Annotated in this window: 17 protein-coding genes and 1 tRNA gene; 10 read left to right on the forward strand and 8 right to left on the reverse strand. The window is 47.8% G+C overall.

Annotated features, from left to right (window positions below; all coding sequences use genetic code 11):
• Position 1 precedes the first annotated feature (1 nt).
• From H3001_RS02450 to H3001_RS02460, 3 genes are all read right to left on the reverse strand, one after another.
• Entirely contained in the window at positions 2–1,123 is a 1,122-nt protein-coding gene (locus tag H3001_RS02450) for an isochorismate synthase (RefSeq protein ID WP_181213996.1), read from the reverse strand.
• A complete protein-coding gene (locus H3001_RS02455; RefSeq protein WP_394367783.1) occupies positions 1,120–1,539 on the reverse strand; it encodes a PaaI family thioesterase in 420 nt (139 codons plus the stop codon). Before H3001_RS02455 ends, H3001_RS02450 begins: the two co-directional genes overlap by 4 nt.
• Before the next feature lie 239 nt (positions 1,540–1,778).
• The gene (locus H3001_RS02460) at positions 1,779–2,981 is read right to left on the reverse strand and encodes an ROK family transcriptional regulator (RefSeq protein WP_178244318.1); all 1,203 of its coding nucleotides are present in this window, start codon (positions 2,979–2,981) and stop codon (positions 1,779–1,781) included.
• A 155-nt stretch (positions 2,982–3,136) separates the two neighbouring features.
• Between H3001_RS02460 and nagB the strand changes: the two genes are divergently transcribed.
• Positions 3,137–3,928: a glucosamine-6-phosphate deaminase gene (nagB, locus tag H3001_RS02465; RefSeq protein ID WP_178244317.1), complete on the forward strand. Its 792-nt coding sequence runs from the start codon at positions 3,137–3,139 to the stop codon at positions 3,926–3,928.
• A 77-nt stretch (positions 3,929–4,005) separates the two neighbouring features.
• Complete coding sequence (locus H3001_RS02470) at positions 4,006–5,991, forward strand: glucosamine-6-phosphate deaminase (RefSeq protein WP_178244316.1); 1,986 nt, start codon at positions 4,006–4,008, stop codon at positions 5,989–5,991.
• 113 nt (positions 5,992–6,104) lie between these two features.
• Here the strand turns inward: H3001_RS02470 and rlmH are convergent, their stop codons facing one another.
• The gene (rlmH, locus tag H3001_RS02475) at positions 6,105–6,578 is read right to left on the reverse strand and encodes a 23S rRNA (pseudouridine(1915)-N(3))-methyltransferase RlmH (RefSeq protein ID WP_178244315.1); all 474 of its coding nucleotides are present in this window, start codon (positions 6,576–6,578) and stop codon (positions 6,105–6,107) included.
• Positions 6,579–6,704: 126 nt separating this feature from the next.
• On the reverse strand, positions 6,705–7,157 hold the full coding sequence (locus H3001_RS02480; RefSeq protein WP_178244314.1) for a Fur family transcriptional regulator: 453 nt from the start codon (positions 7,155–7,157) through the stop codon (positions 6,705–6,707).
• A gap of 226 nt (positions 7,158–7,383) precedes the next feature.
• On the opposite strand from H3001_RS02480, the gene nadC reads away from it, so the two are divergent.
• Positions 7,384–8,238, forward strand: a complete 855-nt coding sequence (nadC, locus tag H3001_RS02485; protein ID WP_181213997.1) for a carboxylating nicotinate-nucleotide diphosphorylase — start codon at positions 7,384–7,386, stop codon at positions 8,236–8,238.
• Between the two features lie 9 nt (positions 8,239–8,247).
• Positions 8,248–8,859 (forward strand): lipocalin-like domain-containing protein, encoded by a 612-nt coding sequence (locus H3001_RS02490; protein ID WP_178244312.1) that lies wholly within the window; start codon positions 8,248–8,250, stop codon positions 8,857–8,859.
• 585 nt (positions 8,860–9,444) lie between these two features.
• Here the strand turns inward: H3001_RS02490 and H3001_RS02495 are convergent.
• A tRNA-Thr gene (locus H3001_RS02495) sits at positions 9,445–9,520 on the reverse strand.
• 584 nt (positions 9,521–10,104) lie between these two features.
• On the opposite strand from H3001_RS02495, the gene H3001_RS02500 reads away from it, so the two are divergent.
• The 4 genes from H3001_RS02500 to H3001_RS02515 all read left to right on the forward strand — a co-directional run bounded on the left by H3001_RS02500 (position 10,105) and on the right by H3001_RS02515 (position 18,135).
• Positions 10,105–11,988, forward strand: coding sequence for an amidophosphoribosyltransferase (locus H3001_RS02500; RefSeq protein ID WP_181213998.1), 1,884 nt, complete (start codon positions 10,105–10,107; stop codon positions 11,986–11,988).
• 145 nt (positions 11,989–12,133) lie between these two features.
• On the forward strand, positions 12,134–13,210 hold the full coding sequence (gene carA, locus H3001_RS02505) for a glutamine-hydrolyzing carbamoyl-phosphate synthase small subunit (protein WP_181213999.1): 1,077 nt from the start codon (positions 12,134–12,136) through the stop codon (positions 13,208–13,210).
• Between the two features lie 22 nt (positions 13,211–13,232).
• Positions 13,233–16,460, forward strand: coding sequence for a carbamoyl-phosphate synthase (glutamine-hydrolyzing) large subunit (gene carB / locus H3001_RS02510; protein WP_178244309.1), 3,228 nt, complete (start codon positions 13,233–13,235; stop codon positions 16,458–16,460).
• Between the two features lie 244 nt (positions 16,461–16,704).
• Positions 16,705–18,135 carry an aspartate ammonia-lyase gene (locus tag H3001_RS02515; protein ID WP_181214000.1) on the forward strand — a complete coding sequence of 477 codons (1,431 nt, stop codon included), beginning with the start codon at positions 16,705–16,707 and terminating at the stop codon, positions 18,133–18,135.
• Between the two features lie 71 nt (positions 18,136–18,206).
• Here the strand turns inward: H3001_RS02515 and H3001_RS02520 are convergent, their stop codons facing one another.
• Both H3001_RS02520 and H3001_RS02525 read right to left on the reverse strand, forming a co-directional pair.
• A complete protein-coding gene (locus H3001_RS02520) occupies positions 18,207–19,523 on the reverse strand; it encodes an anaerobic C4-dicarboxylate transporter family protein (protein WP_181214001.1) in 1,317 nt (438 codons plus the stop codon).
• Between the two features lie 142 nt (positions 19,524–19,665).
• Positions 19,666–20,292: an HU family DNA-binding protein gene (locus tag H3001_RS02525; RefSeq protein WP_178244306.1), complete on the reverse strand. Its 627-nt coding sequence runs from the start codon at positions 20,290–20,292 to the stop codon at positions 19,666–19,668.
• A 935-nt stretch (positions 20,293–21,227) separates the two neighbouring features.
• Between H3001_RS02525 and H3001_RS02530 the strand changes: the two genes are divergently transcribed.
• On the forward strand, positions 21,228–24,302 hold the full coding sequence (locus tag H3001_RS02530) for a SusC/RagA family TonB-linked outer membrane protein (protein WP_178245334.1): 3,075 nt from the start codon (positions 21,228–21,230) through the stop codon (positions 24,300–24,302).
• 11 nt (positions 24,303–24,313) lie between these two features.
• Positions 24,314–25,846: a SusD/RagB family nutrient-binding outer membrane lipoprotein gene (locus H3001_RS02535; protein ID WP_178245336.1), complete on the forward strand. Its 1,533-nt coding sequence runs from the start codon at positions 24,314–24,316 to the stop codon at positions 25,844–25,846.
• The last annotated feature ends 7 nt before the right edge of the window (positions 25,847–25,853 follow it).

The raw sequence follows: 25,853 nt of genomic DNA on the forward strand, positions 1-25,853 counted from the left end.
GCTATAGAATATTATGCATGGTATTCATTTTATGTCTTGTTTCCTCCCATTCCGTGTCCGGAGTAGACTGCGGCAGAATACCGCCTCCGGCATAAAGAACGGCCTTTCCGCCGGTCAGGTGCATGCACCGCAGGTTGACATACAGGGTCGTATCTCCCTGTGGGTCGATCCATCCGATGATGCCCGAATAATAGCTGCGGTCGTATCCTTCGTTTTCGGCAATGAAGGTACAGGCTTCCTCCTTGGGGAGGCCGCAGACGGCAGGGGTAGGATGCAGTTCCTGCAGGATGTTTCCCAGGTGGTCGGTACTCTTCAACTGGAAACGGAAGTCGGTCTTTAGGTGAACCAGCTGACCGGCACGTGCCGTGTAGGGGCCCTTTTCCGTCAGTTTGGTTCCAAACCGCTTGACAGTCCGTCGGATGTACTCACTTACGAAAGCCTGTTCCTCCTGGTTCTTTGTGCTCCATTCGGTAGGCATGGTATCTCCCTCCATGGGCATGGTGCCCGCCAGGGCAACCGTATTCCATTCTTCCTGATGTCCGCTGAGGATGATTTCAGGGGTACTTCCCAGCCAGGTTCCGGTCTGCGGAGTGTGGCAGAGCGATATCGTCATGCGCGGATAACTGTTGCAGGCACGTACGAAGGCTTCCAGCGGTGAAAAACCGGCAGGAAGAGATTCTTCTGCCTTCCGTGAAAGCACCAGTTTCTGAAAACGCTGTTCACGCAGCGGAACGATGAAGCGTTCGAAGGCCTCCATATAGGCCTGTTGCAGTCCCTTTTCGGAAAGGTCCTGTGCCGATGCTTCCTGTGCCTCTTCAAGATTCTCCCATGAGCAGGCAGATTCAAACTCCAGCAGCGTACTGCCGATGTCACTCCAGTCGCGGACCACCCGGTCGGGGCGGATCAGTACGATGGGATGACGGTCGGGCTTGCTGAATGGGGCAAGCAGGAAACCGCTTTTTCCGTTCAGTTGTTCCAGTGAATCCATTGTTTCTGCCGGTGCGTCCTGCTGAAGGACCAGAATGGGCTCGTCGGTCCAGGGCAACCGGTAGAGGGCAAAGCAGGTATTGCTGCGTGTCATCCGGTCGATGATGCGGATAATGGGTATGTCAGGTAGATTCATGAGCGTTTGTTTATTATCAGATTGACAATGCGTGCCGTTGACACGAGACTTCCGTCGGGGGTGGTTACGTCGATGTTCCATACGTGCGAGGTTCTTCCGCGGTGTACAAGGCGTCCGACTGCCTCGACGTAAGTTCCGGCGGGAACCATTTTGATGTGATTGGCGCTGACCTGAATGCCGCAGGGGTTCTGGTCGGGACCGCAGATGGCGAGTGAACCGTATCCGGCAACCGTCTCGGCCAATGCCAGTGTGGCTCCTCCATTGAGGATGTCGGTCGGTGAGCAGGGACGCGAGGTGCGTTTGTCTACCGGCATGGTTGCTTTTACATAACCGTCTTCTACACAAATCAGTTCAATCCCTAAGTGCCTGGCAAGCGATTCGGGAAGTTCGTATCGGTTGTTTTCACTTGTTTGCATAAGCATTGATTCTTCGAATATATTCCGCAAATTTACACAATTCGTGCGTAAGAACATAGTAACGGCTTTGTTTTTCTTTGATTGTGGCAGTCGTTTGTACTTTTCGGAAGGGCGTATTTGTCTGCCGGAAAAAGGATGGAGCTGCATGGCAAACAAAACACCGGCCCCATTTTCTCTTAAAGGTAAAGTGAAAATGGAACCGGTGTGAAAGTGATTCGCCAGACTTCTCAACGAGGCAGTCAGGCATCAAAAAGTTTGCTGCGCGACAGCAGACAGGCACCGATGACTCCTGCCTGGTCTTTCAGCTTCGACAATACAATTTCCGAGTCGCGGCTCATCAGACTGAGCGTGTACTTCCGTACGGCCGAGATGACGGGCTGCAGCAGAAAGTCGCCTGCGCGTGACATTTCTCCACCAATGATGACCTTGTCCGGATTGAAGATATTGATCAGCTTTCCGATATTGAGTCCCAGCTGCTCTCCGATATCCTCCACCAGTTCGATGGCCAGCAGGTCTTCCCGGTTGATGGCATTGAAGATGTCATCCAGGGTGATCTCATCGATGGTCTTCTCGGCCAGGATGATGGATGTTTCTCCCGCCTTCAGATGGTCGATGAACGAATGATACAGGGCGGAGCAGGAAATTTCCGTTTCCAGACAGCCCTTTTTCCCGCAATGACAGATCTTCTGGTTGTCGTAGCCGTGGTTGTGTCCGAATTCCCCGGAGAATCCGGATTTTCCCTTATACATTTTTCCTTCTATCAGCATGCTCATGCCCAGTCCCCATCCTACGTTGATGAACAGCACGTTCTGTGCCCCTTTCACCGCTCCTTTGATGTATTCGCCATACAGCATGGTGCGGCTGTCGTTTTCAATAGACACATCGATGTTCATCCGTTCCGTCAGAATGTCGGCGATGGGCCTTTCTCCGAAGTTGAAGAAACTGTGGCAATAGCCCAGTTCCGGATTCACCCGTCCTCCGATGCTGATATTGATGTTCATGATTTTTTCTTTCTGAATGGTAAGATGCTCTATGAACAGTTCAATCTGTTTACACAGTTCTTCCACACAGTCCATGGTATTTTCTTTCTGGAAAGGAATACCCATCTGCAGTTTCAGCAGGTCTCCCTTGAAATTGATAATGCCTATGTTCAGACTGTCCCACTTTAAGTCAACTCCGATGAAATATCCTGAGTCGGCATTCAAGCCATACAAGATAGGGTGTCTTCCGCCACTTGTCTCTAATTTCCCGTACTCATCAATGTACCCCTCTTCATGCATTTCATCAATCACCTTGGTCACTGTCGGAATGCTGAGATTCATGCTTTTCGACAAATCGGTGATGGTGGCATTCTCATTATAGATAAGGTAAGTGATGACATGCTTTTTCATTGTCGCACTCTTCGATCCTTTTTGGATCTCTTTCAATAACCGTTCTTTCATAGCCGACCCCGTTTAACATTAATTTTAAAAAATAATCGCTGCGGATGAAAATACTTTTCTACTTATAGTTGTTTTTATCTATAAATACTGATATATTTGCATATCGCTTTATAAAAATAATTTGATTGCAAATATATTAATAAATTTTGAGATATATGAGGTTAATTATTGAATCCGATTATCAGGCCCTTTCAAATTGGGCAGCTAACTATGTAGCACAAAAGATCAACAAGGCAAATCCTACTGCTGAAAAACCGTTTGTATTGGGTCTTCCTACCGGTTCTTCTCCGCTGGGTATGTATAAGGCTTTGATTGAGTTGAACAAAAAAGGTGTAGTGTCTTTTAAGCACGTGGTAACATTCAACATGGACGAATACGTAGGTCTGCCGGAATCTCATCCGGAAAGCTATCATTCTTTCATGTTCAATAATTTCTTCAATCATATCGATATCAACAAGGAAAACATTCACATCCTGAACGGTAACGCTGAAGACCTGGAAGCTGAATGCGCAAACTACGAAGCTCAGATCAAGTCATTCGGCGGCATCGATCTGTTCCTTGGTGGAATCGGTCCTGACGGTCACATTGCTTTCAACGAACCGGGATCTTCACTGACATCTCGTACTCGTGTAAAGACTTTGACCACAGATACTATCATTGCTAACTCTCGTTTCTTTGAAAACGATATCAATAAAGTGCCTAAGACTGCGCTGACAGTGGGAGTAGGTACTGTACTGGATGCAAAGGAAGTGCTGATTATGTGTAACGGACATAACAAGGCCCGTGCCTTGCAGCATGCAGTGGAAGGCGGCATCACTCAGATGTGGACCATCAGTGCTTTGCAGTTGCACCCGCACGGAATCATCGTTTGTGATGAAGCAGCTACGGACGAACTGAAGGTCGGTACTTACAAGTACTTTAAAGATATCGAACGTAATAATTTGTAATAATCTGAGAATCCGCAAGACGTCCTGACCAAGACAGGATGCTTGCGGATTTTTGCTTAAAAAAAGGAGGTTGATTTATGAGAACTAATTTAAGCTCTCAAATATCTTTAAACCGGGTTTCTACAAAATACTACAAGCCGGAGAATACAATTGAACGCTCCGTGCTGACTCGGTTTGAGAAGATTCCTACCAACATCTGCGAAACCGTAGAAGAAGGCGTAGGAAGTGTTGCGGATGAAATTGTAAGAAAAATTCAGGAACGTCAGAGAGACGGCAAGTTCTGTACCCTGGCTATGGGAACAGGTGCGTCTCTGAGACCGTTGTTTGCCGAACTGGTACGTCGCCATAAGGAAGAAGGAGTAAGCTACCGCAATGTAGTCTTGTTCAATCTGTATGAATATTATCCATTGGCAGAACCGAAGAACAGCAGTTTCAATCAGTTGAATGAACTGTTTGTCTCTCACATTGATATTGACCCGCAGAATGTGTTTACCATGAACGGAACCATTCCGCAGGACGCTGTGGTAGAGCACTGCCATCTGTACGAACAGCGTATCAAGACTTATGGCGGAATTGATATTGCCGTAATGGGTATCGGCCGTGAAGGTAACATTGCCATGAACGAGCCCGGATCGACAGCTGCTTCGGTTACCCGTCTGATCTTGATCGACTCTGTATCACGTGCGGAGGCTGCACGCAACCTGGGTGTGGATAAGTTGCCTCCTTGCTCTATCACGATGGGTGTCAATACCATCATGGAAGCCCGTAAGGTATACCTGCTGGCATGGGGTGAAGAAAAGGCCGATATCATCAAGAGTGCTGTAGAAGACAAGATTTCGGATACATTGCCGGCTTCTTACCTGCAGATGCACCAGAATGCGACGGTATATGTCGACCTGCCTACTGCCGCTCACCTTACCCGTATCCAGCGTCCTTGGCTGGTAACCAACTGTGAATGGAACGACAAACTGATCCGCAGTGCCATTGTATGGCTCTGTATGCTGACCAAAAAGCCTATCCTGAAACTGACCAACAAGGATTATAATGAAAACGGTCTGAGTGAACTGCTGGCATTGTATGGCTCGGCTTACAATGTGAATATCAAGATTTTCAACGACTTGCAGCATACAATTACCGGTTGGCCGGGTGGTAAGCCGAATGCCGACGATACTTATCGTCCGGAACGTGCGAAACCGTTCCCTAAACGGGTAGTGGTATTCTCTCCGCATCCGGATGACGATGTCATCTCAATGGGAGGTACGCTGCGTCGTCTGGTTCAGCAGGGACATGAGGTGCACGTGGCTTATGAAACTTCCGGAAACATTGCCGTAGGTGATGAGGAAGTAGTTCGCTTCATGCATTTCATCAACGGATTCAACCAGTTGTTCGACGGCAACCAGAATGAGACCATCAAGGACAAGTATGCTGAAATCAAGACTTTCCTCGGACAGAAGAAAGAAGGTGATATGGACAGCCGCGATATCCTGACCATCAAGGGACTGATCCGTAGAGGTGAGGCCCGTACGGCTTGTACTTACAACCAGATTCCGCTCGACCGCTGCCACTTCCTCGATCTGCCGTTCTATGAAACCGGACGTATCGAGAAGAATCCGATCAGCGAAGCCGACGTGGAAATCGTACTCGACCTGTTGCGTAAAGTGAAACCGCATCAGATTTATGTAGCCGGTGACCTGGCAGACCCGCATGGAACACACCGTGTATGTACCGATGCTGTCTTTGCGGCCATCGACGAGGAAAAGAATGCCGGAGCTGAATGGCTGAACGACTGCCGTATCTGGATGTACCGTGGAGCCTGGGCTGAATGGGAAATCGAGAACATCGAAATGGCAGTGCCTTTGAGTCCGGAAGAGTTGCGCGCAAAACGTAATTCAATCCTCAAGCATCAGTCGCAGATGGAAAGCGCTCCGTTCCTGGGTAACGACGAACGTCTGTTCTGGCAGCGCAGTGAAGACCGTAACCGCGGTACTGCTGCATTGTACGACAGCCTGGGACTGGCTTGCTACGAAGCGATGGAAGCGTTTGTGGAGTACAAACCGCTCTAAAGCCGGTAACCTGGTCAGTCAGTATGATACATTAGATTGACAATATAGAAAGAGGCCGTCTCAACAGGGTATGTCGAGACGGCCTCTCTCTTTTTATATGTAAAAGGATTCTTTTATTCGTGATGATAAGGACCGTTGTTCAGGATGGTCATGGCCCGGTACAACTGTTCCACAAAGATCAGACGGATCATCTGATGCGAGAAAGTCATTTTGGAAAGTGAAATCTTTTCCTGTGCCGCCGCATATACGGCAGGTGAGAATCCATAAGGACCACCGATGATGAAGACCAGCCGTTTGTTGACGGTATGCATCTTTCTCTCAAGCCATGTGGCGAATTCTACCGAGCGGAACTCCTTTCCGTGCTCATCCAGCAGTACCACGACATCTCCGGGCTGCAGCGATTTTAAAATCAGTTCTCCTTCCTTCTCCTTCTGCTGCTCCATGCTGAGGCTCTTGGTATTCTTTAATTCCGGTATCACTTCCATGTCGAAAGACAGGTAGTGTCTGGTACGTTCCAGATAATCGTTGATGGCTGTGATATAATGCTTTTCTACGGTTTTTCCTACTACGAGCAATGTTACTTTCATCTTTTTCTCTGCTTTTGTTTCTGGGTGCAAAGATACACAAAATCTTCCTTCCGGAAAAGCATGCCGGCAGGGAGGCATCACCGATGCCTGCCACTACGGATGTACGGAACCGGAAAGGCAGGAAACTCAGGCGCCGCCGCTGGCCTTGTGTCCGTTTCTCTTTCGTGCGCACTGCGGACAGACTCCTTTCACGGTATAATTGATGGAATCTATCTCATAACCCTCCGGCAATGCTACGATAGGGGTCTTTACCTCTTTCAGACAGGAAGTCTGCCGGCATATTTCACAATAAAAATGAATGTGCCGCTCCTCTATCAGGCAGTGGTCGGCAAGGCTTCTGCATATTTCGTATTTGGTAGAGCCGCTTCCGTCTTCAAAGGCATGGATGACATGATGCTCCAGAAGAACAGTCAGCGAGCGGAATATCGTCGACTTGTCGAGGGTGTCGAGCATCGACTCCAGTTCGATGAGTGACACCGGATATTCCAGATTGGCCAGTTGCTGCAGGACCAGTATCCTGGCAGGAGTAGGGCGTACCCCTTTATCGGTCAGTTTCTCTTCACATTGCTTGGCAGACATAGTCACAGGTCTTTTCTTGTTTCACAGTTACAAAGTTCGCAAATAATTTTTGCAAACTGGTTGCAAATAAACAGCATCTTTCCGTTTTTGCAAGATTTTGTCTTCCCGACTTGCCGATTTCCCTTGTTTTTGACAACTATTTTCAGGAAAGTCGGGATGCATGCATTCTGTCTCACTTTTTTTATTACCTTTGCCACGTACAAATGACTAAAAAATAATTGTAGAAATGGACGAAAAAGTAGTTAAAGACTTGATTGACCGTCTGATCGATCTGTCGTTTGCCGAAGATATTGGCGATGGAGACCATACCACATTATCCTGTATTCCGGCCGATGCCATGGGTAAGTCAAAACTTCTGATTAAGGAAGAAGGTATTCTGGCAGGTATTGAGATTGCCAAGGAAGTTTTTCACCGTTTTGATCCGGAAATGAAAGTGGAAGTGTTCATCAACGACGGCACTCCGGTGAAGCCGGGTGATGTGGCAATGGTAGTGGAAGGAAGAATCCAGTCCTTGCTGCAGACTGAACGTCTGATGCTTAACATCATGCAGCGTATGAGTGGAATTGCTACGATGACCAACCGTTACGTGAAACGCCTGGAAGGTACACGCACACGGGTACTTGACACACGTAAGACTACTCCGGGTATGCGTATCCTGGAGAAGATGGCCGTAAAGATCGGTGGAGGTGTCAATCATCGTATCGGACTTTTTGATATGATTCTGTTGAAGGACAATCATGTGGATTTTGCCGGCGGTATCGACAAGGCCATTACCCGTGCCCGTGAATATTGCAAGGCAAAAGGAAAGGATCTGAAGATTGAAATCGAAGTGCGCAACTTCGATGAACTGCAGCAGGTGCTCGATCTGGGAGGTGTTGACCGTATCATGCTTGATAACTTTACCCCCGAGAATACCCGCAAGGCAGTAGAGATGGTCGGCGGAAGAGTGGAACTGGAATCTTCCGGCGGTATTACTTTCGATACGCTGCGTGATTATGCAGAGTGCGGAGTGGATTATATTTCAGTCGGTGCACTGACTCACTCAGTGAAAGGACTGGATATGAGTTTTAAAGCGTGTTAATTAGTAAATATGAAGAAACATTTTGTTAAATTTTGGGTGTTGGCTTGCTTTATCTGCTGCGTACAGGCTGCAGATGCGCAAGATTGGAAATCGGTGATTTCAGGAGTGGTGAATGCAGTGGTCGATGACAAGGTGCCGGTTTCATCCTCTATTGAAGGAACCTGGAATTATGTGGCTCCCGACTGTCGCTTTACCAGTGATAATTTCCTGGCAAAGGCCGGTGGTGAGGTAGCTGCCAAGAAGGTGGAGGAGCAGATGAGCAGTATCCTGTCGAAGCTGGGCTTTACAAGCGGATGCTCTTATGTCTTCAATGCCGACAGTACTTATACGACTACCGTGAAGGGTAAGACTACCAAAGGTACTTATTCGTACAATGCGGAAACAAAGGAAATCCAGTTGAAGACAAAGCTGGGTCTGAAGTTCAATGCGGTATTGTCCAGAAATGCGCTTCAGCCCAACAAGATGAGCTTGCTCTTCAAGGCCGATAAACTGATGTCACTCGTACAGAGCATCGGTGGCGTACTGGGCAGCCAGTCTTCCAATTCAGCCATTGGTACTGCCAATGCGTTGCTGAAAGAATACGACGGCTTGCAGCTGGGCTTTGAACTGGAACGCCAGTAACTTCCGGAGTAAGCACTCCGTAGCGGAGGAAGCTTATGACGGAATGGATTCCTGAAAATAACTGATCCGGGATTATTCATATCATGCGTGATGGCAGATATGGGTTGTCCCGGATTTCTTTTATACCTGTAAGGACTCTTCCGTCCTTGTGCATTGTATGATTGGATGTCGTAAGTTGATTGATACATCAATCTGTCTGCAGGAAAATGATCAAATCGGCTGAAAGTAAAAATTATCTGAGATGAGATTCTATGGCTCAGCGCTGTGGTTTTATTAATCCGCGCCGTTGATTAATAAAACCACAGCGCTGAGTCGGTTTTATAACAGGTTGCTTGCATGATAAGACGGAATTCCTGCATGTTTTCCTCCGGGGCTTTTACAGAAATGAGAACTGATGTGCGGTTTGTCGCATACCGATGAATCTCTTTGACAGATTCTTTCAGGGGTTTATCTTCTGAAGGCTGAAACGAAGGCTGTAAACTCTTCTTTTTGCATGGGTCCCGAAAAAAGAGTGTATTGATGAAGCTGACGGGAAAAAGTGTGGAATAGGGAAAATAAAAAAAGCCGTAAGAATACGGCTTTTTGTGGAGCCGAAAGCGGGACTCGAACCCGCGACTTACTCATTACGAATGAGTTACTCTACCAACTGAGTTATTTCGGCAAGCATCTGTCCAGAGAGCATCTCTGTTCCTGATTGCGGTGCAAATTTATTGCTTTATTTTTATATGCAAAAGGTTTTTCTGATTTTTTTTGGAAGAATCCTTTTTTTCCCGATTACCGGTTGCCGGACATTGCCGTATTGCTGCTTTTCCCTTTTCCGGGGAACCGTATGATTATGCAGAATAAAAAGGATAAATGGAAACCTGAAGGAAATATTGCCGGCAGGTAAATAAATATAAAAGATTTTATTCGGTTTATGGCGAGAAATTACTAACTTTGCATCCCGAATTAAGATGTAACAGAACTTAGACAATGTACAACTTGGCGGAGTATAGGACAAAAAAAGAAATATATCAGGAAGCGGCAGGAACGAAACCGTTTTCCCAAACAAATGGAAAAGGATACTTTACGGCTTTTCCTTTTGTTTCGTTATTCTTTTTTTATTATTGTATTTTTGTTCCTGCTGTTATTTCTATTTCCCGTTTGATTTTTCAGAGATTAAATATAGAGACACCCGGTATTGCCTTTTGGCAATCCGGGCGTCTTTTCGTATATAGGTAAGGCTTTAAAAAAAGATTGCAGATTATGGAACCACTGAAGCATGAGTGCGGTGTCGCAATGATTCGTTTGCTCAAACCGCTGGAATATTATCAGGAGAAGTATGGCACCTGGATGTATGGCTTGAATAAGCTGTATCTGCTGATGGAAAAACAGCATAACCGTGGACAGGAAGCTGCCGGTCTGGCTTGTATCAAACTGCAGGCTAATCCGGGAGAAGAATATATGTTCCGTGAGCGCGCGCTGGGATCGGGAGCCATCACTGAGATTTTCGGTAATGTACATGCCAATTTCAAGGAACTGACAGCGGCGCAGTTGAGCGATGCGGAATATGCCAAGCAGTGCTTGCCTTTTGCCGGAGAACTTTATATGGGACACCTCCGTTATTCCACTACGGGAAAGAGCGGAATCTCTTATGTGCATCCTTTTCTCCGCCGCAACAACTGGCGGGCCAAGAATCTGGCGTTGTGCGGTAACTTCAATCTGACTAATGTCGATGAGATTTTTGCCGACATTACGGCTTGCGGACAGCATCCGCGCAAGTATGCCGATACTTATATCATGCTGGAACAGGTGGGACACCGTCTGGACCGCGAGGTGGAGCGGCTGTATAAGGAATGCAAGGCGGAAGGCCTTGAGGGCATGGATATCACTCATGCCATCGAGGACCGGATTGACCTGACCAATGTGCTCCGTACTTCCAGCCCCAGCTGGGACGGTGGATATGTCATCTGCGGACTGACAGGTAGCGGAGAGTGTTTTGCTGTCCGTGACCCGTGGGGAATACGTCCGGGATTCTGGTACATGGACGAAGAAATCATGGTACTGGCATCCGAACGCCCTGTGATTCAGACTGCACTGAACGTATCGGCCGACAGCGTACATGAACTGCTTCCGGGACAGGCCATTCTGCTTAACAAGAAAGGGGAGATGCGTCTGGCGCAGATCAATGAACCCAAGCAGAAGAGAGCCTGCTCGTTCGAACGTATCTATTTCAGCCGCGGCAGTGACATGGACATTTACCGTGAACGCAAGCTGCTGGGGGAGAAACTGGTAGAGCCGATCCTGAAGGCGATTGATTATGATGTGGTACATACCGTATTCTCTTTCATTCCGAATACGGCCGAAGTGGCTTTCTATGGAATGCTGGAAGGATTTGACAATTACTTGAACCAGTTGAAGATCAAGCGCATCGAAGCCCTGGGACACAAGCCCAGCCACAGTGAGCTGGAACAGATTTTGTCGCAGCGCATCCGCAGCGAGAAGGTGGCCATCAAGGATATCAAACTGCGTACCTTCATCGCCGAAGGCAATACCCGCAAGGACCTGGCCACTCACGTGTATGACATTACGTACGGTAGCCTGATTCCTTATCAGGACAACCTGGTCATCATTGATGACAGTATCGTACGCGGAACGACGCTGAAGCAGAGTATCATCTCCATCCTCGACCGTCTGCATCCGAAGAAAATCGTTATCGTTTCTTCGTCTCCGCAGGTGCGTTATCCGGATTATTACGGTATCGACATGGCCAGCATGGAGCAGTTTATCGCCTTCAAGGCAGCCGTTGCCTTGCTCGAGGAACGTGACATGCGCCAGGTACTGGAAGAGGCCTACCGCAAGTCGAAGGCACAGCTGGGATTGCCGAAGGAAGAGATGGTCAACTACGTGAAGGAGATATACGCTCCCTTTACCGATGAGGAGATTTCGCGGAAGATGGTGGAACTGCTGACTCCTGCCGGTACTCAGGCCAAGGTGGAAATCGTGTACCAGACGCTCGACGGTCTGCACGAAGCCTGTCCGGACCATACAGGCGACTGGTACTTCAGCGGCGACTATCCGACTCCGGGCGGAGTGAAACTGGTGAACCAGGCCTTCATCAATTACATGGAGGAAATCTATCAGTTTTAAGCAGGTGAGTGACGGGACGGCAACTTCGGGGAAGACTCATACGCCAGTCGCTGGATGGGGAAGAACGAAGCGGCATCCGCACGCAGATACGGTGAATGGACAGAAAAACAATTAAAAAAGAATATATAGTATATAATAGAAGGTAATGAGAAATGTAACATTAATCCTCGACGACGGGAGCCGCTTTCATGGCAAGTCGTTCGGTTATGAGAAGCCGGTAGCTGGTGAAGTTGTGTTCAATACTGCGATGACCGGTTATCCTGAGAGCTTGACCGACCCTTCTTATGCGGGTCAGTTGATGACGTTGACTTATCCGCTGGTGGGTAACTATGGAGTACCTCCGTTTACGTTCGAAGCCAACGGTCTGCCTACCTTTATGGAAAGCGAGAAGATTCATGCCGAAGCGATTATCGTGAGCGATTACAGTGAGAAATATTCTCATTGGAATGCGGTAGAGAGTCTGGGCGACTGGCTGAAGCGTGAGCAGGTGCCGGGCATTACGGGCATTGACACCCGTGAGCTGACCAAGGTGCTGCGCGAACACGGAGTGATGATGGGTAAGATTGTGTTCGATGATGAGCCGGAGAATGTTCCGGAAGCAGCTTATGCCGGAGTAAATTACGTGGATAAGGTTTCCTGCAAGGAGGTCATCCGTTATAATGAGGGAGAAGGCAAGAAGAAAGTGGTGCTGGTAGACTGCGGCGTGAAGTCGAATATCATCCGCTGCCTGCTGAAACGCGATGTAGAAATCATCCGGGTTCCCTGGAACTACGACTTCAACGGCCTGGAATTCGACGGATTGTTCATTTCTAACGGTCCTGGCGACCCGGATACCTGCGATGCGGCAGTACAGAATATCCGCAAGGCCATGCAGAACGAAAAATTGCCTATCTTCGGTATCTGTATGGGTAACCAGCTGCTGTCAAAGGCTGGTGGAGCCAAGATTTACAAACTGAAATACGGTCACCGCAGTCACAACCAGCCGGTGCGCATGGTGGGCACGGAGCGCTGCTTCATCACCAGCCAGAACCACGGTTATGCGGTAGACAACAATACCCTGGGAGCCGACTGGGAACCGCTTTTCATCAATATGAACGACGGTTCGAACGAAGGTATCCGTCACAAGAAGAACCCTTGGTTCTCGGCACAGTTCCACCCGGAAGCTGCCAGCGGTCCTACCGACACTGAATTCCTGTTCGATGAGTTTGTAAAGTTGCTGTAATCCATTAAAAGTTAAGTAGACAATGAAAGAAAATATAAAGAAAGTATTATTGTTAGGTTCGGGAGCTCTGAAAATCGGTGAAGCCGGTGAGTTCGACTATTCTGGTTCTCAGGCATTGAAGGCACTGAAGGAAGAGGGAATCGAAACCGTACTGATTAACCCGAACATCGCTACCGTACAGACCTCGGAGGGTGTGGCAGACAAGATTTATTTCTTGCCCGTTACTCCGTATTTCGTAGAGAAGGTCATTGCCAAGGAACGTCCGGACGGAGTACTGCTCTCTTTCGGAGGACAGACGGCACTGAACTGTGGTGTGGCACTTTATAAGGCCGGCGTATTCGAAAAATACAATGCGCAGGTTCTGGGTACTCCGGTACAGGCTATCATGGATACCGAAGACCGTGAACTCTTCGTACAGAAGCTGGATGAAATCAACGTAAAGACCATCAAGAGTGAGGCCGTAGAAAACATCGAAGATGCCCGCCGTGCTGCCCGTGAACTGGGATATCCGGTCATCATCCGTGCAGCTTATGCACTGGGCGGACTGGGTTCTGGTTTCTGTGACAATGAAGAAGAACTGAACGTACTGGCTGAAAAGGCATTTTCTTTCTCTCCGCAGGTACTGGTAGAAAAGAGCTTGAAGGGATGGAAGGAAGTGGAATACGAAGTGGTGCGTGACCGTTTCGACAACTGTATCACGGTTTGTAACATGGAGAACTTCGACCCGCTGGGTATCCATACCGGTGAGTCTATCGTGATTGCTCCTTCTCAGACACTGACCAACAGCGAATACCATAAGTTGCGCGAACTGGCCATCCGCATCATCCGTCACATCGGTATCGTGGGTGAATGTAACGTACAGTATGCGTTCGACCCGGAATCGGAAGACTACCGCGTAATCGAGGTGAATGCCCGTCTGAGCCGTTCGTCTGCACTGGCATCCAAGGCTACAGGATATCCGTTGGCTTTCGTGGCTGCGAAACTGGGCTTGGGTTACGGACTGTTCGACCTGAAGAACTCTGTTACAAAGACTACTTCGGCGTTCTTCGAACCGGCTCTGGACTACTGTGTATGTAAGATCCCTCGCTGGGACTTGGGTAAGTTCCACGGTGTAGACCGCGAGCTGGGTTCTTCAATGAAGTCGGTAGGTGAGGTAATGGCTATCGGACGTACGTTCGAAGAAGCTATCCAGAAAGGTCTCCGTATGATCGGTCAGGGAATGCACGGATTCGTGGAAAACAAGGAACTGACCATCGAGGACATCGATAAGGCCTTGCGTGAGCCGACCGACAAGCGTATCTTTGTGATTTCAAAGGCCATGCGTGCCGGATATACTGTCGATCAGATTCATGAACTGACCAAGATTGACAAGTGGTTCCTCGACAAGCTGATGAACATCATGCAGACATCTAAGGAACTGCACGAATGGGGCAACAACCATACTCAGTTGTCTGAACTCTCCAAGGACCTGGTATACAAGGCTAAGCGTCAGGGATTCTCAGACTTCCAGATTGCACGTGCCATCGGATGGCAGGGCGACATGGAAGACGGTATTCTGGCTGTCCGTCAGTACCGTAAGGCTGCAGGCATCCTGCCGGTGGTGAAGCAGATCGATACCCTGGCTGCCGAATATCCTGCACAGACCAACTACCTGTATCTGACTTACAGCGGGGTGGCTAATGACGTACATTACCTGGGCGACCACAAGTCGATTGTGGTACTCGGTTCGGGAGCTTACCGTATCGGTTCTTCAGTGGAATTCGACTGGTGCGGGGTACAGGCACTGAACACCATCCGCAAGGAAGGATACCGCAGCGTAATGATCAACTATAATCCGGAGACTGTGTCTACCGACTATGATATGTGCGACCGTCTGTATTTCGACGAGCTGACTTTCGAACGTGTAATGGATATTCTCGAACTGGAGAACCCGCACGGAGTAATCGTATCTACCGGTGGACAGATTCCGAACAACCTGGCACTTCGTCTGGATGCACAGCATGTCAATATTCTGGGTACTTCTGCCAAGAGCATCGACAATGCCGAAGACCGTGACAAGTTCTCTGCCATGCTCGACCGCATCGGTGTGGACCAGCCTGAGTGGAGCGCGCTGACTTCAATGGAAGACATCAATGCCTTTATCGACAAGGTAGGCTTCCCGGTACTGGTTCGTCCGTCTTACGTGCTTTCGGGAGCTGCCATGAACGTATGCTCTAACCAGGAAGAACTGGAACGCTTCCTGCAGCTGGCTGCCAACGTATCGAAGAAGCATCCGGTGGTAGTAAGCCAGTTCATCGAACATGCCAAGGAAGTCGAGATGGATGCTGTGGCACAGAACGGTGAAATCGTTGCCTACGCCATTTCAGAACACATCGAGTTTGCCGGAGTACACTCGGGTGACGCTACTATCCAGTTCCCACCGCAGAAACTGTATGTAGAAACCGTACGCCGTATCAAGCGTATCTCTCGTCAGATTGCCAAGGAACTGAACATTTCAGGTCCGTTCAACATCCAGTTCCTTGCCCGTGAAAACGACATCAAGGTAATCGAATGTAACCTGCGTGCGTCTCGTTCGTTCCCGTTTGTCAGCAAGGTATTGAAGATCAACTTCATCGAACTGGCTACCCGGGTAATGCTCGGCCTGCCGGTTGAAAAACCGAACAAGAACCTGTTCGAACTCGACTATGTAGGTATCAAGGCCAGCCAGTTCTCGTTCAACCGTCTGCAGAAGGCCGACCCGGTACTGGGTGTCGACATGGCTTCTACCGGTGAAGTAGGATGTATCGGTGAAGACACTTCTTGTGCCGTACTGAAGTCTATGCTGTCGGTAGGTTACCGTATTCCGGAAAAGAACATCCTGATGTCTACCGGAACTCCGAAGCAGAAGGTGGAAATGCTGAAGGCTGCACAGATGCTGAAGGCAAAAGGCTACAATATCTATGCTACCGGAGGTTCATCGAAGTTCCTCACTGAAAACGGCATCGAGAATACCCGTGTATACTGGCCAAGTGAAGAAGGACATCCGCAGGCATTGGAAATGCTTCACAAGAAGGAAATTGATATGGTAGTCAACATTCCGCGTGACCTGTCGGAAGGTGAACTGGACAACGGATATAAGATCCGTCGTGCGGCAGTCGACCTGAACATTCCGCTGGTAACCAACGCCCGTCTGGCAAGTGCCTTTATCCAGGCATTCTGCACCATGACGATCGACGATATCGCTATCAAGAGCTGGGACGAGTATAAATAATTGCTGCTCCCTGCACTGAGTTTTACATACAAGCCTCTTTCCGGTGGTCTTTCTGATACCGGAAAGAGGCTTTTGTTTTGTCTGCGGAAAACGTCTTTTTTGAAGCTGAAAGTTTTATTTGTGTTAAAATGTTATTATTTTACCCGTAGTGTAGCGAACTTTTGGGGTATATCATTTGTTTTATGAATAAAAAGTAGTAATTATGTGATAAAATGACAAAAGGAAAAATTTTAATACAGAAGTTATGAAAGAAACAAATAATTTTCGTGTAGAAAGCGACCTGATCGGTTCACGCGAACTTTCCAATGAAGTACTTTATGGAGTGCAGACTTTAAGAGGTATAGAGAATTTTGAAATCAGCAAATTCCGGTTGAGCGAATACCCGCTGTTCATTCATGCACTGGCCATTACCAAAATGGCAGCAGCCCGTGCCAACCACGAACTGGGACTGATATCCGATACATTGTTTGATGCCATTACACAGGCTTGTAATGAAATTCTGGAAGGCCGTTTCCACGACCAGTTCCCGGTAGACATGATACAGGGAGGTGCCGGTACCACTACCAACATGAATGCCAATGAGGTCATTGCCAACCGTGCCCTTGAAATCATGGGCCATCAGCGTGGAGAATATACTTACTGCTCTCCGAACGACCATGTCAACTGCTCTCAGTCGACCAATGATGCCTATCCTACTGCCATTCATCTGGGAATGTATGCCACTCATCTGCGCCTGGTTCCCGCCTTGCAGGAACTGATAGAAGCCTTCCGCCGCAAGTCCCGTGAGTTCGCTCACATCGTGAAAATGGGACGTACCCAGTTGGAAGATGCTGTACCGATGACCCTGGGACAGACATTCGGAGGTTTTGCCAGCATCCTGAATGATGAAATCAAGCACCTGGATGAGGCTGCCGCCGACTTCCTGACCGTCAACATGGGCGCCACTGCCATCGGTACCGGTATCTGTGCGGTTCCGGGATACGCCGAGAAATGCGTCGCTGCATTGGGTGACATTACCGGATGGAACATCCGTCTGGCCGATGACCTGGTAGGAGCTACCTCCGATACATCGTGTCTGGTAGGCTATGCATCCGCCTTGAAGCGACTGGCTGTAAAGATGAACAAGATATGCAACGACCTTCGTCTGCTGGCCAGCGGTCCCCGTTGCGGACTGGGTGAAATCAATCTGCCGGCCATGCAGCCCGGCTCTTCCATCATGCCCGGAAAGGTCAATCCGGTCATTCCGGAAGTCATGAACCAGATTTGCTACAAGGTCATCGGAAACGAACTCTGTGTCACTATGGCAGGAGAAGCGGCTCAGATGGAACTGAATGCCATGGAACCGGTAATGGCACAGTGCTGCTTCGAATCGGCCGACCTGATGATGAATGGTTTCCGTACCTTGCGTACCCTGTGTGTCGAAGGCATTACCGCCAATGAGGCCCACTGCCTGGAAGAGGTACATCACAGCATCGGAGTGGTTACCGCGCTGAATCCGGTCATCGGATACAAGAACTCCACCAAGATTGCCAAGGAAGCGATGGAGACAGGAAAAAGCGTTTATCAGCTGGTGCTTGACCACGGAGTACTGACGAAAGAGGAACTTGACCGGATCTTGAGTCCGGAGAACATGATTCATCCTGTAAAACTCAATATCTCTCACAAAGAGCTTTAACCGGATGCTCTGGTAATGAAAACGCCTGTATGCCCAATCCCGGAAGGGAGGCGGCATACAGGCGTTTTTTATTAGAATAATAGCTGTGTAAGCAGCAGTCCGACTACGATGGCCACTGCCGTAGAAATCAGTCCCGGAAGCATGAAGGAATGATTCAGGATGTATTTCCCGATACGTGTACTTCCCGTACTGTCGAAATTGATGGCAGCCACTACCGTAGGATAGTTCGGTATGAAGAAATAACCGTTGACGGCCGGAAACAGTGCGATGAGGAGCAGCGGAGAGATGCCCAGTGCAATACCCAGCGGGACAACGGCACGGACCGTAGCTGCCTGGCTGTAGAGCAGGATGGACATGACAAACAATGCCAGACCGAAGAGCCATGGCATCGACTGGATGATCTCGCTGATGCCCGATGTCAGCCGTTCCATGTTGCCCGACAGGAAAGTGTCTCCCATCCAGGCAATTCCGAATATGGCAATTACGGCCTGCATGCCTGCCGGAAAGATGTTTCCCTGTACGGCCTTGATTCCGTCAATCCGGCATACCAGCAGGATAATGGCCGCCGTACTGAGCATGATGATTTCAATCAGTGCCGGCATATTCAGTGTCACATATTCTCCCTGATAGAGGAACGAAGGGCGGAGGGTCTCGATGGAACCGAACAGCACAATCAGCAGGGTAGCCAGCAGGAAGATACCTACCGACAGCCGTGCCTTTCCCATGTCCTGGATGTGGCATGTCTGTACCGATGAATTCTCGATAATACCTTCCCGTACTCTGCGCTGGTACTCCGGGTCGTCTGCCAGTTCCTTGCCCGTACGCAGTGAGCAGAAAGCTCCGACCATGACTCCGATAAAAGTAGCCGGAACCGACACTTTCAGGATATCGAACAGTGTGAGATTAAAGCCCGACAACAGTCCCAGAAAAGCCACTGTAGCTGCCGAAATCGGACTGGCCGTTATCGCCTGTTGCGATGCAATGACCGCAATTCCCAGCGGACGCTCCGGCCGGATCTTGGTTTCCCTTGCCACCTCGGCAATCACAGGCAGTACGGAATAGGCAATGTGTCCCGTTCCGGCAATGAACGTAAACAGGTAAGTCACAATCGGACTCAGTATCGTCACGTGTTCCGGATGCTTGCGCAGGATGCGCTCAGCCAGTTTCACCATATACTCCAGTCCCCCCGCCGCCTGCATGCACGAAGCTGCAGTTACCACAGCCGCAATCATCAGCATCACGTCAATGGGTGGGGTAGTCGGTTGTATGCCAAAGACAAAAGCCAGTATGGCCACTCCCAGTCCTCCGGTAATACCCAGTCCGATACCACCCAGTCGGGCTCCCAATACGATAGCCCCCAAAACAATTAACAGTTGAAGAATTAGCACAGGATAATCAGTTGTTTAATTTTTGTTCGTATTCATTCATCCGGCAAATCTGCCTTCCGGGCGACAAAGTTACTCATTTTTCAGCAGTTACCGAAATGTTTACTGCCCGTATTCTCCTCTCGTCTGTATTTTTCCTGCATATTCAGTCGGCTGGGACATAAATACGTGCAGGACCTCTCCCTTCAAAACCTATTCCGCTTCCTTTCATCTTGCGAAACTCCTGAAGTTCCAAGGTTGCTCCAGTCCGGCTTAGTCCTGTCAGCTGCACATAGTCGCTTATTCGCATAAAACCATGTTGTTTCAGGTATTCCAAAGCCCGTAGTCTGCGCTCTTCCTTCGAATAAGGAGAAACCTTCAGTCGGTTTTCTTTTCCCCGTTTGAGCCTGCACATTTCTCCTGTATGTTTCACCAGCTGTTTGTCAGCCCGGAAACGGATACGCCGTACTCCGATGCTTCTGGCATTCCGTCGGGTTTCCTCCGTGTCAAACTCATCCATCTCCTTACCTTCCATCACTCCTAGGGAAGCCCGGAATATTCCGATTTCATTCAGTGATACTGAATACCCTTTTGCCATGTAATAAGCCATCTGTCTGGCCAGTTCCGTCAGTACGTGGACGACGGTGCCTTCTTGCAGCGCACTTCCATGCGCGGCGATCCGTTCCACCAGTTCCTTTGTCGTAATCATTCCCAGACTCTTCATACGGTAATAGCATCGTGTTCCGTCCGTACCGTTCAGTTTTCCGATTTCCTGTTTGATGTATTCAGCCATAATAAAAAGAATTAAAGTTAAACAATAGATTGTCAGTTAGTCGGGTTGTGGAAGACATTGCTGCTGCCGGTATCGGTAATCCCTGTTTTATCCCTTCTTCCGACCGGGGTTCCTGTCTTCCTGTGCGGCCCAAGATAATGTCACAAAGAGGCGAATGCAAATTAAAAATGTTAATTTATCAGTTGACGGTACAGATTTATCCATCCATATGAGGTGTATGTGATCCGTGTTCCGTGTGAGAAATAGCTAACGGAGGTCAGGCTGACGGAAAGATAAAAAATAAGGAACGCAATCGGAAAAGAACGGCTCAGTAGAAATTTATCCCCACTAAATTTCTACTGAGCCGTTACTGTTCTTGTTTTTAGTTCCTTTTTTGTGTTTGCCCGGATGACGGGTGAGGGGCCGGTTCGGGGCTGTGTGGACAATTTCCTGTCAATGGTCTGAGAGTATTCGTGAATCATTCGAGAGCTTGTTTAGAGTTACAAAATGTATATTTTCTGTATTTTTTCTCCTTTTTATTTTTCGGTCGCAAGAATTTATGTATGGATATATTATCCAATTTTGTTAAGTCTATGTAGCATTATCCGTAGTAAAATGTAAAAACGCATCTTACAGGCCGGCTGCACATTTGTTGTCCTGTGATTTATACTAAGTTACTTATTGTTAATACTTTAGTTTTGTTATTGTAAAATAATATTGAAAAATATTTTGGTTTTACGTGTTAGTTGTTTAGGTTTTAAAATAACTATTTTCTCATTTTTAAGGAAAATCATTAATAGTTGTTGGATATTAAAATATTTAAGTATATTTGCGGCCGCTAAATTTAAAAACGTTAATAGACAACCTGAAAGCGGTTATTGAACAAGTAGCCTTAACGACTATGGAAACTGAAGATTGACAATGCACGAATTGATTTTTTAATAAAACCTTAAATTATGAATGTAAGTAAAATTTCCCAAATGTTTTGTTTGCTGATGGTTCCCGGTGCTGGAATGGCTTCGGCGGTAGCATCAGGAAGGGTAACAGAAAATTTTTCTGTCATGCAGCCGGCAGGTAAGGTTTCTGTGCAAGGTGTTGTGGTTGATACAAAGGGCGAGCCTTTGATTGGAGTCAGCATTCTTGAGTCAGGAACAACAAACGGTACTATTACGGATATTGATGGTAAGTTTACGCTGTCTGTCGATTCAAAGGCGTTGATTGAACTGTCTTATATCGGTTATAAGTCTCAGAAATTACCCGCCAAGGCAGATTTGGGTAAAATTGTGATGCAGGAAGATACGGAGGTGCTGGATGAAGTTGTTGTTACAGCATTGGGTATCAAGCGTTCACAGAAGGCGTTGAGTTACAACGTCCAGGAAGTTAAGAATGATGCGCTTACTACGGTTAAAGATGCCAATTTCGTTAATTCTCTGGTAGGTAAGGTGGCCGGTGTTCAGATTAATGCAGGTGCCGGCGGACCGGGTAGTACGACTAAAGTGGTGATGCGTGGTATGAAGTCTATCGAAAAGAACAATAATGTATTGTATGTGATAGATGGTATCCCTATGTATAACAACAGCTTGGGTGGCGATGGAGGTACATTCGGAAATCCGGTCAGCTCTGAGTCGGCTGCGGATATCAACCCGGATGATATTGAATCTATCAGTATGCTGACCGGTGCTTCGGCTGCCGCTCTTTATGGTTCGTCTGCTGCCAATGGTGTAATTATGATTACTACCAAGAGAGGTGCGGAAGGACGTACTTCTGTCACTATCAGCAACAGTACCACTTTCTCTAAGGTGTGCATGTTGCCGGAGATGCAGTCACGTTATGGCAACAGTGAAAATATGGGAAGCTGGGGAGAATTGATCAACGGCGATTACGATCCTGCCAAGTTCTTCAATACAGGAACCAATATCATCAACTCCATCAGTCTTTCTACGGGTAATGAGAAGAATCAGACTTATATTTCTGCTTCTACCACGAATACTAAGGGAGTAGTGCCCGAGAGTGATTATAACCGTTATAACTTCACGGCACGTAATACAACAAAGTTTGCTCATGACAAACTGGTCCTGGATTTTGGCGCAAGCTTTATCTTGCAGGACGACCAGAACTTGGTTTCTCAGGGTAAGTACTTCAATCCGCTTCCTGCATTGTATCTTTTCCCTCGTGGAAATAATTTCGATGAAATACGTCTGTACGAACGCTGGGACCCTGTCCGCGGTATGAATGCGCAGTACTGGCCGGTGGGTGAAGGTAACCATTCTTTGCAGAACCCTTACTGGTTGCAGAACCGTAACATGCGTGAGAACAAGAAACGCCGTTATATGTTCGATGCTTCTTTGCAGTATAATGTCACAGACTGGTTGAATGTAAAAGGACGTGTGCGTGTGGATGAAGCAAGCTATGAAAGAACACGTAAGTACTATGCAACCACACTGACAACTTTCTGTGGAGAGAACGGTGGATATCAGTTGGATAATAGCTATGACCGCTCATTCTATGCGGATGTGATTGCAAGTGTAGACAAGTCCTGGGGAGATTGGAGACTGACAGCCAACCTGGGTGCTTCTATCAATGATACCCGTTATAATAATGTGATGAATGCGGGAGACTTGCTGCTGGCCAATCACTTTGCCTTGAACAATGTGAATACTGCGGAAAAGTATAAGACTAAACAGGACGGATGGCACGATCAGGTACAGTCTGTATTCGGGGCGGCTGAATTGAGCTGGAAAGACATGTGGTTCCTGAGTGTAACCGGACGTAACGAATGGGCTTCTCAGCTGGCTTATACCAATAATACTTCTTTCTTCTATCCTTCTGTCGGTTTGTCGGCCATTGTTTCTAAAATGGTGCAGTTGCCGGAATGGTTCTCTTTCCTGAAGGTGAGAGGTTCTTATTCACAGGTGGCCAGCCCGATTGACAGATGGTTGAGTAACCCGAGTTATAAATACAATGATCAGACACACAACTGGGAGCAGCCTAAGACTTATCCTGCTTATGACTTGAAACCGGAGGATACAAAATCTTTGGAACTGGGCCTGAACATGAGCTTCCTTGACAATACCATTACGGTAGATGCTACTTATTATAAATCGAATACTTATCATCAGACGATTTATGTGCCACTGGCTGCTTCAACCGGATATGACAACTTCGTGGCTCAGACGGGTAATGTGCAGAATCAGGGATTGGAACTGGCTGTAGGATACAAGAACACCTGGGGTGATTTTTCTCTGTCAAGCTCATTCACTTATTCGTTCAACCAGAACAAGATCAAGGAACTCGCTCATGGCATGATCGATCCTATCGAACATAAGCCGGTAGAAGATATCACGGAAATCAAGAAAGACTGGCTGGGTGCCCAGAACCTGGCTCCGCGTGTAATCTTGCGCGAAGGTGGTTCGCTTACTGATATTTATGTGAACAATGAAATTGCCCGCGACTTGAACGGTAATGTGCAGATCAGTACTTCGGGTAATATGTCTATGCAGGAAACTGAATTCCGTAAAGTGGGTTCTCTGGCAGCCAAAGGATATTTGGGATGGAGCAATACGCTGGGATATAAAGGCTTGTCGCTGGGCTTTGTGTTCTCTGCACGTCTTGGTGGATTGGTTTACTCGGCTACTCAGGGTATTCTGGATTATTATGGCGTATCTGAAGTCACTGCATCTGCCCGTGACAATGGAGGTGTTCCAGTGAACTATGGTATGATTGATGCGAAGAATTATTATCAGACAATCGCTACCGCAGATGGTGGTTACGGAGCATATTATCTGTATGATGCTACTAACATACGCCTGCAGGAATTGTCGCTGAATTATACATTGCCGCAGAAATGGTTTAACCAGAAGGCTAAACTTACACTGGGTTTTGTTGCCAAGAACCTGGCTATGCTGTACTGCAAGGCTCCGTTTGACCCGGAAGTCTCTGCTGCTACAAACAGCAACTTCTATCAGGGAGTGGATTATTTCATGCAGCCGAATACCCGCAACTTTGGTTTTAATGTAAAACTGCAATTCTAAAAGAAATGATTATGAAAAATACAATTAAAATATGGGCGTTTGCAACTGCAATATCTGTGTTGGGCAGTTGTACCGATAAATTTGAAGAATTTAATAAAGACCCTTATGCCGTACAGACAGCCGATCCTTCTATCCTGATTCCGACGATGATTGACGCGCTGATGTATATACAGCAGAATAAGTCTCAGAGTGTGGAACAGATGGTGGGTACACTGGGAGGATACTTCACTTTGTCCAACCGTTGGGGAGGTCAGAATTTCGATACTTTCAATGCCTCGGATGACTGGAACAGTGGGGTGTATTCGATAATCTTTACAGACGTATACAGTAATTTCTTCAAGGTGGAGGAATCTACTAAGGGGTCCGGACACTATTATGCGGTTGCCAACCTGGTTAAGGCGGCTGCCATGATGCGCGTAGCCGATTGTTACGGACCGATTCCTTACAGCCAGGTGAAGAACGGTAAGATGACAGTGGCTTACGATACCAATGAAGAGGTATATAAGAATGTGATCAATGATTTGGAGAATGCAGCTACGGTGCTGGCCAGCTATGCAAAGGATTATCCGACTTCAAAACCGCTCGGTGCAAAAGACCTGGTGTATGAGGGCGACTATGCTTTGTGGGCTAAGTTTGCAAATTCTCTGGCCTTGAGAGCGGCAATGCGTTCTGGGGATGAGGAGGCTGTCAAGGCAGCGGTAAATCATCCGGCTGGATTGATCATGACTAACGCGGAGAATGCAATGATGGATCCGGGAGTACAGGGTAATCCTTATCAGATTGCGGCTGTCAACTGGGGGGACTTGCGTGCCAATGCTTCTATTGTGGATTATATGAATGGATATGAGGATCCACGCCGTCCGGCTTATTTTACCAAATGTGCCTATTCGGGCAATGAGAATAAATACATCGGTATGCGTTCGGGACAGGCTGCATTCGACAAGTCGGATGTGCAGGGATATTCTCAGCCAAACTATAAGTCTAATTCAAAACTGCCGATGTTCGTGGCTGCGGAAACTCAGTTCCTGCTGGCTGAGGCAGCACTGAAAGGATGGTATACAGCCGGTTCGGCAGAGGAACTGTATAAGAAAGGTATTGAACTGTCAATGGAACAGTACGGTGTATCAGCCGACCAGGCAAGTGCTTATATTGCAGATGATACCAAGAAACCAGCCAACCATGAGAAGGATCCGCTGGGAGGAGGTAAACTGGACTATACCCGTAAAAGTACAATTACCGTGGCATGGAGCAACGAGGCTACCAATGAACAGAAACTGGAACGGATCATTACTCAGAAATGGATTGCCTGCTATCCGCTGGGATTGGAAGCATGGGCCGAATACCGTCGTACAGGATATCCTGATCTGGCTCCTGCAATCGATAACCTGAGCAATGGAGCGGTAGATACCAACCGTGGTATGCGTCGCTTGCGCTTCCCTTATACTGAAAAGGACTTGAATACGGCCAATTACAATGCAGCTGTTCAGATGATTGGAGGTATTGACAATGAGGGTGTAGACCTGTTTTGGACAAAGAAAAAATAATAATCCT

Source organism: Phocaeicola faecicola (genome assembly GCF_013618865.1).
Classification (GTDB): Bacteria; Bacteroidota; Bacteroidia; order Bacteroidales; family Bacteroidaceae; genus Phocaeicola; species Phocaeicola faecicola.

Coding starts and splice junctions, on each gene's coding strand:
- H3001_RS02530 (WP_178245334.1), top strand. CDS start 21,228: ATGAATGTAAGTAAAATTTCCCAAATGTTTTGTTTGCTGATGGTTCCC.
- H3001_RS02450 (WP_181213996.1), bottom strand. CDS start 1,123: ATGAATCTACCTGACATACCCATTATCCGCATCATCGACCGGATGACA.
- H3001_RS02525 (WP_178244306.1), bottom strand. CDS start 20,292: ATGGCTGAATACATCAAACAGGAAATCGGAAAACTGAACGGTACGGAC.
- H3001_RS02480 (WP_178244314.1), bottom strand. CDS start 7,157: ATGTCTGCCAAGCAATGTGAAGAGAAACTGACCGATAAAGGGGTACGC.
- rlmH (WP_178244315.1), bottom strand. CDS start 6,578: ATGAAAGTAACATTGCTCGTAGTAGGAAAAACCGTAGAAAAGCATTAT.
- H3001_RS02460 (WP_178244318.1), bottom strand. CDS start 2,981: ATGAAAGAACGGTTATTGAAAGAGATCCAAAAAGGATCGAAGAGTGCG.
- H3001_RS02455 (WP_394367783.1), bottom strand. CDS start 1,539: ATGCAAACAAGTGAAAACAACCGATACGAACTTCCCGAATCGCTTGCC.
- H3001_RS02490 (WP_178244312.1), top strand. CDS start 8,248: ATGAAGAAACATTTTGTTAAATTTTGGGTGTTGGCTTGCTTTATCTGC.
- H3001_RS02535 (WP_178245336.1), top strand. CDS start 24,314: ATGAAAAATACAATTAAAATATGGGCGTTTGCAACTGCAATATCTGTG.
- H3001_RS02500 (WP_181213998.1), top strand. CDS start 10,105: ATGGAACCACTGAAGCATGAGTGCGGTGTCGCAATGATTCGTTTGCTC.
- carA (WP_181213999.1), top strand. CDS start 12,134: ATGAGAAATGTAACATTAATCCTCGACGACGGGAGCCGCTTTCATGGC.
- H3001_RS02470 (WP_178244316.1), top strand. CDS start 4,006: ATGAGAACTAATTTAAGCTCTCAAATATCTTTAAACCGGGTTTCTACA.
- nadC (WP_181213997.1), top strand. CDS start 7,384: ATGGACGAAAAAGTAGTTAAAGACTTGATTGACCGTCTGATCGATCTG.
- nagB (WP_178244317.1), top strand. CDS start 3,137: ATGAGGTTAATTATTGAATCCGATTATCAGGCCCTTTCAAATTGGGCA.
- H3001_RS02515 (WP_181214000.1), top strand. CDS start 16,705: ATGAAAGAAACAAATAATTTTCGTGTAGAAAGCGACCTGATCGGTTCA.
- carB (WP_178244309.1), top strand. CDS start 13,233: ATGAAAGAAAATATAAAGAAAGTATTATTGTTAGGTTCGGGAGCTCTG.